A 12,684-nucleotide genomic window follows, 5' to 3' on the forward strand; every position below is an offset into this window, starting at 1 on the left:
AGACGGCTAGGGATGTTCCCTGACACCCGGGCCTGCCCGGGCCGCAGGCCCTGGCGCCTGCGCTAGGCTGGCCGCCCATGGAGATGTATCAGCTGCGCGCCTACGTCACGGCGGCCACGCTGGGCAGCGTCACGCGCACGGCCGAGGCCCTGCACCTGACGCAGCCCGCCATCACGGCCCAGATCAAGGCGCTGGAGGAAGAGCTGGGCGTGGCGCTGTTCGACCGGCGCCCGGGCCGCATCAGCCTCACGCGGGCCGGCGAGGCCCTGATGGAGCCCGCCCGGCAGGTGCTGGATGCGGCAGGACGGCTGCAGGGCCAGGCCCGCGAGCTGCAGGGCGAGGTCACCGGCCAGCTGCTGCTGGGCACGGTGGCCGACCCCGAGGCGCTGCGCCTGGGCTCGCTGCTGCATGGCCTGGTGGAGGCGCTGCCGCTGCTGGACATCAAGACACGCCAGGGCTGGGCCGAGGAGCTGCGCGCGCAGGTCGCGGCCGGCGGCCTGCAGGGCGCGTTCTACATCGGCGCCCACATGCCGCGCGACCTGGGCGCGCTGGTGCTGCAGACACTGCACTACCGCGTGGCGGCGCCGCCCGCGCTGCGCGAGCGCGTCCTGCAATCGGGCTGGAAGGACCTGGCGCAACTGCCCTGGATCGGCGCGCCAGCGCAGCACCATGAGCAGGCCCTGCTGCTGGCGCTGTTCGCCCGCCAGGGGCTGAGCCCCAATCAGATCGTGGAAAGCGATGCCGCCGCCGCGCCCGAGAGCCTGGTGCGCGCCGGCCTGGGCCTGGCGCTGCTGCGCGAGGACCGCGCCCTGGCCGCGGCCGAGCATGGCTGCGTGGCCATCTGGCCGCATGCGCGCGTGTCGGCGCAGCTGGGCTTCATCCACCCGCGCGAGGCCGAGCACGACCCGGCCCTGGTGGCCACGCTGTCGCAGCTGCGCAGGGTCTGGGGGTTGACCGAGGTTCAGGCGGCGGCGCCGCCGCCGGCCTGAGGGGTGCCTGCCTGGACGATGGCCTCGACCAGCGCATCGAGGCTGCCCTGGCGTTCCTGCTCGCCCACCTCGAACAGCTCCAGCACGCCGGTGCCGCGCAGGATGGCGAAGGCCATGGCCGCAAAGCCCTGGGGGCGGGGATGGTGGGCCGCGATCTCGGGGAAGACGTCCAGGAAGCGGGTGTAGAACACGCTGTCCACATGTACCCGGCGCGCGTCCACGCGGTCGAACAGCGAGGGGGAGGCCTTGCAGCCGAAGAACATGCTCCAGGCCGCCTGGTAGTTGGCCGCGCCGAAGATGTTGTCCCAGGCCAGGGTGACGAAGGCCTCGGCACGCTCGCGCAGGGGCAGGGCCTTGTCGGGCCAGACCGTGCCCTGGTCGCTCAGCGGCTCCATGACCTCGATGACCAGCCGCTCCATCAGCGCGTCGCGGCTCTCGAAGTGGTGCTGCAGCGCGCCCAGCGACACATCGGCGCCGCGCGCGATGGCCTGCAGCGTGGCGCTCTTGAAGCCGCCCTCGCGCAGCAGCGCCAGGGCGGAGTCGATGATCTTGCGTTGCGTTGTCTCCACACGCTCGGTCTGCGGCGTGCGTGCGCGCCGCTGCGTGGCGGACGTCGTCATGTTCTGGGCTCCAGAGGGCAAAAAAATAATAGTAGATTGTTTTTGTTTGTTGCGGGCGTTCAACCGTTGCCGCAGTGCGGCATGGCGGGCGGCAATGCGTCGATGGCCTTCGCTACTCCTTCTTCTTGGGCTTGTCCATAGGGATAAATTACAAGAAATAATAATTTATTGTTTTTTATAGTTGATACCCATCAACAAGGGGCGCACAAGGCCCCGTATTCCAACAGGCACCCCACGAGGAGACATTGCCGTGAAGACCACCGAAGTGTTCCAACCCCTGCGCCGCCGCGCGCCTTGCTGAGAGCCGGAGCACCCCCTTGATGCACAGTTCTTCTTCGCAGGGCCATCTGGAGCGCAGGCTCAAGAACCGCCATATCCAGCTCATCGCGCTGGGCGGCACCATCGGCACGGGCCTGTTCCTGGGCTCGGCCGGCATCATCGAGCTGGCCGGCCCGTCCGTGCTGCTCGGCTACGCCATTGGCGGGCTGATCATCTTTTTCATCATGCGTTTCCTGGGCGAGATGCTGGTCGAGGAGCCCAACGCGGGCTCGTTCAGCTATTTCGCCAACCGTTACCTGGGCCGCTTCGCGGGCTTTCTGGCGGGCTGGAACTGTGTGGCGCTGTATGTGCTCGTGGGCATGCTGGAGCTGACGGCCGCAGGCAAGTTCATCCAGTTCTGGTGGCCCGGCATACCCACCTGGGTGACGGCGGCGGTGTTCTTCGTGCTGATCAACGGCGTGAACTTCATCAACGTCAAGGCCTATGGCGAGTTCGAGTTCTGGTTCGCGCTGATCAAGATCGTGGCCGTGATGGCCATGATCGGCGCAGGCCTGTATTTGCTGTTCAGCGCCGACCGGCCCGAGCAGACCGTGCGCAACCTGTGGACGCACGGCGGCTTCTTCCCCAACGGCTTCTCAGGCCTGGTGATGGCCTTCGCCTTCATCATGTTCGCCTTCGGCGGCGTGGAGATGCTAGGCTTCGCGGCGGCCGAGACCGACCAGCCGCGCACCGTCATCCCCAAGGCCGTGAACCAGCTGATCTACCGCGTGCTGGTGTTCTACATCGGCTCCATGGCCGTGCTGATGTCGCTGATGCCGTGGACCGACCTGCTGGGCCAGCTCAAGGCCGGCGGCGACACCTACAGCAGCAGCCCCTTCGTGCTGGTGTTCTCGGGCCTGGGCGAGAACGTGGCCGCCCACCTGCTGAACTTCGTGATCCTCACGGCCACGCTGTCGGTCTACAACAGCATGGTCTACAGCAACAGCCGCCTGCTGTACGGCATGGCCAGCGAAGGCAATGCACCGCGCTCGCTGATGCAGGTCAACCGCCGCGGCGTGCCGGTGCGGGCCATCGTCTATCCGGCCATCTTCACGGCGCTGGCCATCGTGCTGAACTATGTGGCGCCGGCCGGCGTGCTGGAGCTGCTGATGTCGCTGATCGTGGCGGCCCTGGTGATCACCTGGACCATCATCATCGTGGCGCACTGGCGCTTTCGCCGGGCCCATGCGGCACGCGGGACCGTGCTGGGCTTTCCCGCACCGGCCGCGCCGCTGACCAATGCCATCTGCCTGGCCGCCATGGCCCTGGTGGTGGGCGTGATGCTGCTGACACCGTCGGTGCGGTCCTCCGCGCTGGCCATTCCGATCTGGGTCCTGGTGGTCTACGGGGCCTATCGCCTCGTGTTCCGCCAACGTCCCACGCCTGTGCTGGAATCCGTACTGGAACCCGCGCACATCCCCCGTTGAAACCTTCAAGGAGAACCAACCATGGCAGACCTGTTCGACAACCCGATGGGCCTGATGGGCTTCGAATTCGTGGAATTCGCATCGCCCACGCCCGGCGTGCTGGAGCCGCTGTTCGAGAAGCTGGGCTTCACGCTGGTGGCCAGGCACCGTTCCAAGAACGTGCTGCTGTACCGCCAGGGAGGCATCAACTTCATCATCAACAATGAGCCGGGACAGGCCGCCTATTTCGCGGCCGAGCACGGCGCCTCGGCCTGCGGCCTGGCCTTCCGCGTCAAGGATGCGCACCAGGCCTACAAGCGCGCGCTGGAGCTGGGCGCGCAGCCCGTGGAAATTCCCACCGGCCCCATGGAATTGCGCCTGCCGGCCATCAAGGGCATCGGCGGCGCGCCGCTGTACCTGATCGACCGCTTCGACGAAGGCAAGTCCATCTACGACATCGACTTCGAGTTCCTGCCCGGCGTGGACCGCAACCCCAAGGGCCACGGCTTCCAGGTGGTGGACCACCTGACGCACAACGTCTACCGCGGCCGCATGACCTACTGGGCGGACTTCTACAGCAAGCTGTTCAATTTCCGCGAGATCCGCTACTTCGACATCTCGGGCGAGTACACCGGCCTGGCCTCCAAGGCCATGACGGCGCCCGACGGCCTGATCCGCATTCCGCTGAACGAGGAATCGCGCCAGGGCGGCGGCCAGATCGAGGAATTCCTCATGCAGTTCAACGGCGAGGGCATCCAGCACATCGCGCTGCTGACGGACAACCTGCTGGACTCCATCGACCAGCTGCAGATGGCCGGCATTCCGCTGCTGACCGCGCCCAACGACATCTACTACCAGAACCTGGAAGGCCGCCTGCCCGGCCACGGCCAGCCCGTGGGCGAGCTGCAGGCGCGCGGCATCCTGCTGGACGGCACGACCGAGGGCGGCCAGCCGCGCCTGCTGCTGCAGATCTTCTCCCAGCCCATGCTGGGCCCCGTGTTCTTCGAGTTCATCGAGCGCAAGGGCAACTACCGCGAAGGCTTCGGCGAAGGCAATTTCAAGGCCCTGTTCGAGTCCATGGAGCGCGACCAGATCAACCGCGGCGTGCTGCAGACCGAGGCACCGCAGGGCGCCTGATCCCGACGGACGCAACGCGCCCGCCCGGCCCTGGCCGGGTGGGCGCGCTGTCGTCAGGGTAAACACGGGCGGCCCTACACTCGGTGCCCATGAATTCCCCCTCGATGCAACCGGTGGCGCTCGGTCAAAGCGCATTGCAAGTCAGCCCCATCTGCCTGGGCACCATGACGTTCGGCGAGCAGGTCGGCGAGGCCGAGGCCTTTGCCATCATGGACCGCGGGCTGGAGCGCGGCGTGGACTTCTTCGACACGGCCGAGATGTATGCCGTGCCCGCACGCGCCGAAACCTGCGGCGCCACCGAAACCATCATCGGCCGCTGGTTCGCCCAGCGCCCTGGCGCGCGCGCCAGGGTCGTGCTGGCCACCAAGGTGGCCGGTCCTTCGCGGGGCATGCCCTGGGTGCGCGAGGGCAAGGGCATGACGGCGGCCGACATCGCCGCCTCCTGCGAAGGCAGCCTGCGCCGCCTGGGCACGGACGTGATCGACCTCTACCAGATCCACTGGCCCGAGCGCAACGTGCCGGCCTTCGGCCAGCTGTACTACGACCCGGCCAAGGAAAGCTCGCAGACCGGCATCCATGAGCAGCTTGAGGCGCTGGGCCGCCTGGTCCGGGAAGGCAAGGTGCGCCACATCGGCCTGTCCAACGAAACCCCCTGGGGCGTGCACGAATTCGTGCGCCTGGCCGAGCAGCACGGCCTGCCGCGCGTGGCCTCGGTGCAGAACGCCTACTGCCTGCTCAACCGCAGCTGGGAAAACGGCATGGATGAAAGCTGCCACCGCCTGGGTGTCTCGCTGCTGGCCTATTCGCCGCTGGCCTTCGGCCTGCTCACGGGCAAGTTCGACGTGCATGCTCCCACCGATCCCGCTGCGCCGCAGGCCGCACGCATTGCGCGCTACGAGTCCGTGCGCAAGCAGCGCTGGGGCCGGCCCGAAGCCCTGGCCGCCGCGCGCCGCTACAACGCGCTGGCGCGCGAGCACGGCATGACGCCCACGCAGCTGGCGCTGGCGTTTTGCTACACCAAGTGGCAGGTGGCCAGCACCATCATCGGCGTGACCTCGGTGGCCCAGCTCGATGAGGACCTGAACGCCTGGGGCACGCAACTGTCGCCCGAACTGCTGTCGGCCATCGACGCCATCCGCTGGGAAGTGCGCGACCCTGCGCAATAGGCCTCGGCCCTGCGCCTTCAGCGGCTGCACTCGCCCTTGAGCGCAGCGGCCGCCAGCATGGGCAGGCTCAGCAGGCCCATGCCGCCGCCCTTGAACTCGCCCTTCATGCAGTCGCCCTGGGCGGCCTCGCGCATGCCGCTGGCCAGCGGGTCCTCGCGCTGCGCATGGATCTGGGGCCTGACCAGGCCTTGCCGGGCCGCCGACTGCACGGCCTCGCGGCCTGCGGCCGAGTCCAGCAGGCGGCCCATGGCCCTGGCGCTGCGCGCGGCGTCCGGAGCGGCCTCGGTGTCGGCGAGCACAGGCGCTTGCGCGGCGGCTGTCGCGGCCTGCTCCGTGGCCTTTGCAGCCCCTGCGCCTTGCCTTGAAGGCGGTGCGACGGCGGCAGTGTCCGGCCGTCGCGTAGGCGGGGACGCGGGCGCGGGCGCCGGTCCGGGCCGGGCAGCCGCTGGAGCAGGAGAGGGGGCCGGCGTCGGCGCCTCGACCCAGACCACCTGAAGGCGGTGCGCCTCGGCCTGCCCGGTGCCGGGCCGCGCAATGTCCGGGGCCAGACCCTGCCACAGCAGCGCCCCATGCAGCAGCAGCGACAGCAGCAGGCCCGCGATCAGCCGCAGCCGCCCGCTGCTCAAGCCTCGGGCCCTGCCACCCATTCCAGCAGGTCACCGGGCTGGCACTGGAGCGCCTCGCAGATGCGCTCCAGCGTGTCGAAGCGCACGCCGCGCACCTTGCCGCTCTTGAGCAGGGAAATATTCTGTTCGGTGATGCCGACCATCTCGGCCAGTTCGCGCGAACGCATCTTGCGGCGCGCCAGCATCACATCGAGGTGGACGATGATGGGCATGCTCAGACGAAGCCCGCGTTCTCGTCGGCGATGCGCCGCGCCTGCAGCATCACATGGGCGATGGAGACCAGCACCACGCCGAGCAGGACCAGCAGGCCATCGTGCCAGTACAGGCCCAGCGTGACGAAGCGCTGCCCTGGCGGATTGCCCATGCTGGCGGCCACCGACATCAGCGCGCGCGTGAAGGGCAGGGCCAGCGCGCCCGCCAGCACCGTCCAGGCAAAGCGCATCAGGGCGTGCTGCGCCTGCTGGCCGAAGACACGGCCCTGCAGGTACTCGCCGAACAGTGTCCACAGCTGGCGCAGCGCATACAGGCCGCAGCCCACGGGCAGCAGGCTGACCAGTGCGGTGCGCCAGCGCGCAGCCATGTCCAGCGGCTGGCCGGGCGGCATGCCCAGCAGGCCTTGCGCCTGGCCCGAAAGATCTTGCGGCGACAGCAGGGCGGCTACCGGCAGGGCCAGCAGCGCGACGGCACCGAGGGCAATCAGGATGCGCGCCGCCTGGGAGTGGCGCCTGAGGGCGTTGCCTGCGGCGTGGGGCGTATAGTTCATGGCACAGCCTTGTATTGATGAATCGATAAAAAATTATTGTAAAACGATAAAAAATTCATGTCCAAGAAAAACTCTCATGTCAGCGAGACACCGGCCACCCAACTGCTGCGCGCGCACAAGGTGGAGTTCACCGAGCACCCCTATGAGTACCTGGAACACGGCGGCACCGAGCACAGCGCGGCCAGCCTGGGGCTGGACGAGCACATGGTGGTCAAGACCCTGGTGATGCAGGACCAGGACGCCAGGCCGCTGATCGTGCTCATGCATGGCGACTGCAAGGTCTCCACCAAGAACCTGGCGCGGCAGATCGGCGCCAAGAGCGTGGAGCCCTGCAAGCCCGAAGTCGCCAACCGCCACAGCGGCTACCTGGTCGGCGGCACCTCGCCCTTCGGCACGCGCCGCGACATGCCGGTCTATATCGAAGAGAGCATCCTGGCGCTGCCGCGCATCGCCATCAACGGCGGGCGCCGGGGCTTTCTGGTGCAGCTGGACCCGCAGGTCTGCGTGCAGCTGCTGGATGCACGGCCCGTGCACTGCGCGCTGGCAGAATAGATGCCCTGAAGAAATGAACACGACTTGCGCCCACGGGAAGGCGGCCGCCGCCTCCACCGGGTTCGCGCAGGTCCTGATGAAAAACATGTGTCGGCGATCAGGGAGGGCGGGCCATCAGGGCCGGCCGGATCGCGCGCCGGCGCTCCACAGACCGGCCAAGGATTTCAATTGAACGCGCTCTACCCCCTTCTCGCCACCGTGGCGGCCTACCTGATCGGCTCGCTGTCGTTCGCCGTCATCGTCAGCCGGGCCATGGGCCTGAATGATCCGCGTACCTATGGCAGCGGCAACCCCGGCGCCACCAATGTGCTGCGCTCCGGCAGCAAGGCGGCAGCGGCCGTCACCCTGCTGCTGGACGCCGCCAAGGGCTGGCTGCCCGTGGCCCTGGTGCAATGGTTCGGCAGCCGCTTCGGCATGGGAGATGGCACGGTGGCCATGGTGGCGCTGGCTGCCTTCCTGGGCCACCTGTACCCGGTGTTCTTCCGCTTCAAGGGCGGCAAGGGCGTGGCCACGGCCCTGGGCGTGTTGCTGGGCATCAGCGTCTGGCTGGGCCTGGCGGTGGCGCTGACCTGGCTGATCATTGCCGTGTTCTTCCGCTATTCCTCGCTGGCGGCCCTGGTGGCCTCCGTGTTCGCTCCCGTCTACTACCTGCTGTGCAGCGGCGTGGTCTGGTATGCCGAGACACCGATTGCCGCCGCCATCGTCGCCATGGCGGCCCTGCTGATCTGGCGCCACCGCGAGAACATCCAGCGCCTGATGGCCGGCAAGGAATCCAGGCTGGGCAGCAAGAAGGCCGACCCGGCAGCCGCCGCGGCCAAGCCCGGCACGGCCAAAGGCAAGCCGCATTGACCGTCGTCGCCGCGCCGCGCACCACGGGCGCAGCTTGCGTGCGGGGCGTGGCCGGCCGGTCACGCTCCAGGCCCTCTCTTCACTGACGACCTTCACACATGGCATCCAGTCCATCGCAGCGCGTGTACCGCGCACCATGCCCCGGCTGCGGCGCGCCCGTGGAATTTGCCAGCGCCCAGGCCAGCTATGCCGTCTGCGAGTTCTGCCGCAGCACCGTGGTGCGCCAGGGCGATGTGCTGCAGCGCCGTGGCTCCATGGCCGAGGTCTTCGAGGACTACAGCCCCCTGCGCATCGGCGCCACGGGCCAGATGCTGCGCAACGGCAAGCCCGAGCACTTCACCCTGGTCGGGCGGCTGCAGCTCAAGAGCGAGGCGGGCGCCTGGAGCGAATGGGTGGCCGCGTTCAGCGATGGCGCGCTGGGCTTCCTGAGCGAGGACAACGGCCAGTTCGTCTGGTCCTGGCCCTGGGAGGCCGAGGCCCTGCGCAACGGGTCGTTCAAGGCCTCCGACTGGCTGCTGGGTTCGCAGCGTGTGCTGGGCGGCAAGAGCTTCACGGTCAGCAGCGTGCAGAACGCGCGGCTGGTATCGGCCCAGGGCGAGCTGGCGCAGCTGCCCGAGCCCGGCACACCGTACCGGCTGGTGGAGCTGCGCAGCGAGCAGGGCCAGGTGCTGTCCGTGGACTTCTCCGTCCAGCCGCCCGCGCTGAGCCTGGGCGAGCGCGTGGTGCTGGACGACCTCAGGATGCAGGGGCTGCGCGACGGCGCCTCGCTCAAGGGTGAGCAGGGCCGGCACTTCAACTGCCCCAAGTGCGGCGCCGTGGTGCCCGTGCGCTTTTCCACCACCAAGAGCCTGAGCTGCCCCAGCTGCGGATCGCTGGTGGACCTGAGCCAGGGCATTGGCAAGGAATTGGCCTATGCGGAACAGAACGAGCCCGTGCGCCCGGCCATCCCGCTGGGCAGCAAGGGTGTGCTGGAAGGCCAGCAATGGCAGGTGGTGGGCTTTCAGCACCGCATGGGCCAGGAGCCTGGCGACGACGAGAGCTTTGGCTGGGAGGAGTACCTGCTGTTCAACCGGAAGGCCGGCTTCGCATTCCTGGTCGATTCCTCCGATGGCTGGAGCATGGCCCGCGTGACCACGGGCGTGCCCAAGCTCTCCAAGAACCGCAGCACGGCCAAGTACATGGGCCGGCAGTACCAGCTTGAATCGCGCTACACGGCCGAGACCACCTACGCCCTGGGCGAGTTCTACTGGCCCGTGCAGCGCGGCCAGACCACGCGCAATGTGGACTATGTGAGCGCAGGCGCGCAGAACAAGGCCTTCCTGGCCAGCGAGACCGAGAGCGGCGAGACCACCTGGTCGCATGGCAGCGCCGTCTCGGCCACCACGCTGGCAATGGCCTTCGGCCTCAAGCAGTTGCGTGACCGCTCGCAGGTCGGTGTGATGTCGGGCAGCCGCTTCGGGCTGTGGACCATCATCATCGGGCTGCTCATCCTCTGGCTGGTGTTCGTCACCTTGCGCGGCTGCGCATCGCGCCCCAACTGCGACCCCAATACCGACGCCAACTGCAACAGCTACACCCGCAGCAGCGGCGGCTCCTGGGGTGGCTACACCTCGGGCGGCAGCCACAAGTAAACAACGGAGAAACTGATCATGAACTTCGACTGGCTCAACCCCGCCGCCTTCTTCGGCTCGATCCTCTATGCGCTGGTGGGCGTGGTGGTGTTCTGGCTGTGCTTCTTCATCATCGACAAGATCACACCCGTGGACATGTGGGCCGAGATCGTCGAGAAGCACAACAAGGCGCTGGCCATGGTGGTGGCCGCCATGTGCCTGGGCATCAGCATCATCGTCGCTGCCGCCATCCACTGAACGGGGCTGCCTGGCCCCCGCATTCCCCATCTCCTGCCGACACGCAGCCCGCCTGAAAAGGTGCGGCTGCGCTGCGCATGGCGGCGTTGCTGCGTCGCAACAAATTCCTTGTTGATAGTGAGTTTGCAAATGATATTCGTTTGCATTCTAAATAAAATCGCCCCCTTCATTCGAAGAGAGGGTTTCCATGACAGACCATCAAGCTGCCCGCAGGGCAAGGCTTTCAGTGGGTGTGACCGCTGGCATCATCACCACCGCGCTGGCGGGCGCGGTCCATGCCCAGGAGGCCGCCCCAGCCGTTCCAGCCGATCCGGCCCAGGCACAGACGCAGACGCAGCCTCAACAGGCCCACACCCTGCCTACGCTGCAGGTCAACGCCTCCCAGTACGACCCTGACGACGTGCGGCCCGAAGGCGTGACCACGGCGACCAAGACCTACCTGGCGCCCAAGGACATCCCGCAGACCATCGACACGCTGGAGGTCAACAAGTACAAGAGCTACGGCATCAACGACCTGGCCACCATGCTGGACGGCGTTCCCGGCGTGAACACCAGCTACGACATGCGCGGCGAAGGCGTGTACATCCGAGGCTTCAAGGCCGACGAGAGCGACATCTACCGCGACGGCGTGCGCGAGAGCGGCCAGGTGCGCCGCAGCACCGCCAATGTGGAGCGCATCGAGATCCTCAAGGGCCCGGCCTCGGTGCTCTATGGCCGCAGCGCAGGCGGCGGCGTGGTCAACATGGTGAGCAAGCAGGCGCGTTTCGATGCCAAGAGCAGCATCACGCTGCGCGGCGGCTCCTGGGACAACGTGGGCGGCACCATCGACATCAACCGCGTGCTCAACGAGAACGTGGCCGTGCGACTGACGGCCGACCGCGAGCAGGCCCACAGCTTCCGCGAAGGCATACGCAACCGCAACGAGATGGTCTCGCCCAGCATCCTGGTGGACTCGCGCACGGGCTGGCGCTGGACCGGCCAGTACACCTATGACAACGTCTGGCGCGTGCCCGATCGCGGTCCGGTCTATGACCAGCTGCCGGCCGGTGTCTCCATCCGCAAGGGCTTTGCGGCGCCGGGCGACTATGTGGAAGACCGCCTGCGCGTGCTGCGCTCCGACCTGTCCTACGACTTCAACAACCGCTGGAGTCTGCGCTGGGTGGCCAGCAAGCGCGAGGCCAGCCAGGATTTCGACCACTACTTCGCCGGCACCTACCGTGCCGCGACCGGCAAGATCACGCCCAACTACGCCTGGCAGCAGACCCGCAACACCACGCTGTCCAACACGCTGGACCTGACGGGCAAGTTCAGCACGGGCAGCATCCGGCACGATCTGCTGGTGGGTCTGGAGGCCAGCGAGGAAGAGCGCGCGCCGCGCGTCGGCCAGCCCGGCAGCACCTTCGCCTATGACCCGTTGCAGCCCATCGTCTGGCCCAGCCGTCCGGCGCAGGGCAAGCCGACCCAGGACAACTATCACAAGGGCAAAGGCCAGGCGCTGTACATGCAGGACCTGGTCAGCCTGACCGAGCAGTGGAAGCTGCTGCTGGGCCTGCGCTACGACAGCTATGACTTCCAGAGCACCAACAAGATCGCCAACCTCACGCGCAAGACCGACGGCAACGGCTTCAGCCCGCGCGTGGGCGTGGTGTGGCAGCCGGTGCGCGAGCACAGCTTCTATGCGTCCTGGAACAAGAGCTATTCGCCCTATGGCGGGCGCGGCATCCTGACCGTGGAAACCGCCGTGGGCGCGGTGCCGGACGACGAGCCCCAGTACTCGCGCCAGTCCGAGGTCGGCGTCAAGAGCGACTGGCTGGGCGGTGCGCTGTCCACCCAGGTCTCCGTCTACCAGCTGGAGAAGTACAACATCCGCTACCGCCCCGATCCCGAGAATGATCCCTACATCTGGGCCATCCGGGGCAAGGACCGTTCGCGCGGCATCGAGTTCAGCGCGGCCGGCCGCGTGGCCGGTTCCTGGTATGTGCGCGGCGGCGTGGCCTTCATGCAGGCCAAGGTGGCTGAAGACGCGCAAAACCCTGCCAACGTGGGCCTGTACCTGCGTGACACGGCCAAGCGCAACGGCAACCTGTTCCTGCGCTATGCGCCCAAGGGACCCTGGTACGGCGAAGTCGGCGTGACCTACACGGGCAGCCGCTTCACCAACGCCGCCAACACGGCCATCCTGCCCGGCTACTCGCGCTGGGATGCGCTGGTGGGCTGGCGCCAGGACGCCTGGACTGTGACCGTGGCCCTGTCCAACCTGTTCGACAAGCAGTACTGGCGCTCCGGCTCCATGCCGGGCGCACCGCGCAGCGTGCTGGTCAGCGCCAACTACCAGTTCTGACGGAACCCCCAGGAGGCGCGCGGCGCCTTCTCCCGTTGCACGGCGCCTC

13 protein-coding genes are annotated in these 12,684 nt (G+C 67.7%); 9 read left to right on the plus strand and 4 right to left on the minus strand.

Annotated elements, in window-relative coordinates:
• Positions 1–77 precede the first annotated feature (77 nt).
• Positions 78–989 carry a LysR family transcriptional regulator gene (locus tag ACRSCF_RS09395; RefSeq protein ID WP_016451411.1) on the plus strand — a complete coding sequence of 304 codons (912 nt, stop codon included), beginning with the start codon at positions 78–80 and terminating at the stop codon, positions 987–989.
• Here the strand turns inward: ACRSCF_RS09395 and ACRSCF_RS09400 are convergent.
• Entirely contained in the window at positions 962–1,609 is a 648-nt protein-coding gene (locus ACRSCF_RS09400; protein ID WP_016449233.1) for a TetR/AcrR family transcriptional regulator, read from the minus strand. The two genes, ACRSCF_RS09395 and ACRSCF_RS09400, sit on opposite strands and share 28 nt — an antisense overlap.
• Before the next feature lie 320 nt (positions 1,610–1,929).
• On the opposite strand from ACRSCF_RS09400, the gene ACRSCF_RS09405 reads away from it, so the two are divergent.
• The 3 genes from ACRSCF_RS09405 (at position 1,930) to ACRSCF_RS09415 (ending at position 5,636) form a co-directional block, all read left to right on the plus strand.
• Positions 1,930–3,354, plus strand: a complete 1,425-nt coding sequence (locus tag ACRSCF_RS09405) for an amino acid permease (RefSeq protein WP_016451412.1) — start codon at positions 1,930–1,932, stop codon at positions 3,352–3,354.
• 21 nt (positions 3,355–3,375) lie between these two features.
• A complete protein-coding gene (gene hppD, locus ACRSCF_RS09410) occupies positions 3,376–4,470 on the plus strand; it encodes a 4-hydroxyphenylpyruvate dioxygenase (RefSeq protein WP_016451413.1) in 1,095 nt (364 codons plus the stop codon).
• Between the two features lie 104 nt (positions 4,471–4,574).
• Positions 4,575–5,636: an aldo/keto reductase gene (locus tag ACRSCF_RS09415; RefSeq protein ID WP_244451702.1), complete on the plus strand. Its 1,062-nt coding sequence runs from the start codon at positions 4,575–4,577 to the stop codon at positions 5,634–5,636.
• Positions 5,637–5,653: 17 nt separating this feature from the next.
• On the opposite strand, the gene ACRSCF_RS09420 is transcribed toward ACRSCF_RS09415, so the two are convergent.
• The 3 genes from ACRSCF_RS09420 to ACRSCF_RS09430 are packed head-to-tail and all read right to left on the minus strand — an operon-like array spanning position 5,654 to position 7,025.
• Complete coding sequence (locus ACRSCF_RS09420; RefSeq protein ID WP_244387946.1) at positions 5,654–6,262, minus strand: hypothetical protein; 609 nt, start codon at positions 6,260–6,262, stop codon at positions 5,654–5,656.
• Positions 6,259–6,474, minus strand: a complete 216-nt coding sequence (locus ACRSCF_RS09425) for a helix-turn-helix domain-containing protein (protein ID WP_013801570.1) — start codon at positions 6,472–6,474, stop codon at positions 6,259–6,261. The genes ACRSCF_RS09420 and ACRSCF_RS09425 overlap by 4 nt, the downstream gene beginning before the upstream one ends.
• Before the next feature lie 2 nt (positions 6,475–6,476).
• The gene (locus ACRSCF_RS09430) at positions 6,477–7,025 is read right to left on the minus strand and encodes a DUF2975 domain-containing protein (protein ID WP_034363636.1); all 549 of its coding nucleotides are present in this window, start codon (positions 7,023–7,025) and stop codon (positions 6,477–6,479) included.
• Positions 7,026–7,082: 57 nt separating this feature from the next.
• Here ACRSCF_RS09430 and ybaK point away from each other — a divergent pair, with 57 nt between their 5' ends.
• The 5 genes from ybaK (at position 7,083) to ACRSCF_RS09455 (ending at position 12,635) form a co-directional block, all read left to right on the plus strand.
• A complete protein-coding gene (ybaK, locus tag ACRSCF_RS09435; protein ID WP_012206589.1) occupies positions 7,083–7,577 on the plus strand; it encodes a Cys-tRNA(Pro) deacylase in 495 nt (164 codons plus the stop codon).
• Between the two features lie 168 nt (positions 7,578–7,745).
• Complete coding sequence (gene plsY, locus ACRSCF_RS09440) at positions 7,746–8,426, plus strand: glycerol-3-phosphate 1-O-acyltransferase PlsY (protein WP_016451416.1); 681 nt, start codon at positions 7,746–7,748, stop codon at positions 8,424–8,426.
• A 98-nt stretch (positions 8,427–8,524) separates the two neighbouring features.
• The gene (locus ACRSCF_RS09445) at positions 8,525–10,057 is read left to right on the plus strand and encodes a DUF4178 domain-containing protein (RefSeq protein ID WP_244387947.1); all 1,533 of its coding nucleotides are present in this window, start codon (positions 8,525–8,527) and stop codon (positions 10,055–10,057) included.
• 18 nt (positions 10,058–10,075) lie between these two features.
• On the plus strand, positions 10,076–10,294 hold the full coding sequence (locus tag ACRSCF_RS09450; RefSeq protein WP_016449242.1) for a DUF350 domain-containing protein: 219 nt from the start codon (positions 10,076–10,078) through the stop codon (positions 10,292–10,294).
• A 187-nt stretch (positions 10,295–10,481) separates the two neighbouring features.
• Positions 10,482–12,635 (plus strand): TonB-dependent receptor, encoded by a 2,154-nt coding sequence (locus ACRSCF_RS09455; protein ID WP_034363639.1) that lies wholly within the window; start codon positions 10,482–10,484, stop codon positions 12,633–12,635.
• Positions 12,636–12,684 lie beyond the last annotated feature (49 nt).

It is taken from the genome of Delftia sp. 11MD, from assembly GCF_050907895.1.
In the GTDB taxonomy this organism is placed as follows: Bacteria; Pseudomonadota; Gammaproteobacteria; order Burkholderiales; family Burkholderiaceae_C; genus Comamonas; species Comamonas tsuruhatensis.

Bases quoted from the DNA above. Each gene is read 5' to 3' on its own strand.
- ACRSCF_RS09395 (WP_016451411.1), top strand. From the start codon at position 78: ATGGAGATGTATCAGCTGCGCGCCTACGTCACGGCGGCCACGCTGGGC.
- ACRSCF_RS09400 (WP_016449233.1), bottom strand. From the start codon at position 1,609: ATGACGACGTCCGCCACGCAGCGGCGCGCACGCACGCCGCAGACCGAG.
- ACRSCF_RS09405 (WP_016451412.1), top strand. From the start codon at position 1,930: ATGCACAGTTCTTCTTCGCAGGGCCATCTGGAGCGCAGGCTCAAGAAC.
- hppD (WP_016451413.1), top strand. From the start codon at position 3,376: ATGGCAGACCTGTTCGACAACCCGATGGGCCTGATGGGCTTCGAATTC.
- ACRSCF_RS09415 (WP_244451702.1), top strand. From the start codon at position 4,575: ATGCAACCGGTGGCGCTCGGTCAAAGCGCATTGCAAGTCAGCCCCATC.
- ACRSCF_RS09425 (WP_013801570.1), bottom strand. From the start codon at position 6,474: ATGCCCATCATCGTCCACCTCGATGTGATGCTGGCGCGCCGCAAGATG.
- ACRSCF_RS09430 (WP_034363636.1), bottom strand. From the start codon at position 7,025: ATGAACTATACGCCCCACGCCGCAGGCAACGCCCTCAGGCGCCACTCC.
- ybaK (WP_012206589.1), top strand. From the start codon at position 7,083: ATGTCCAAGAAAAACTCTCATGTCAGCGAGACACCGGCCACCCAACTG.
- ACRSCF_RS09445 (WP_244387947.1), top strand. From the start codon at position 8,525: ATGGCATCCAGTCCATCGCAGCGCGTGTACCGCGCACCATGCCCCGGC.
- ACRSCF_RS09450 (WP_016449242.1), top strand. From the start codon at position 10,076: ATGAACTTCGACTGGCTCAACCCCGCCGCCTTCTTCGGCTCGATCCTC.
- ACRSCF_RS09455 (WP_034363639.1), top strand. From the start codon at position 10,482: ATGACAGACCATCAAGCTGCCCGCAGGGCAAGGCTTTCAGTGGGTGTG.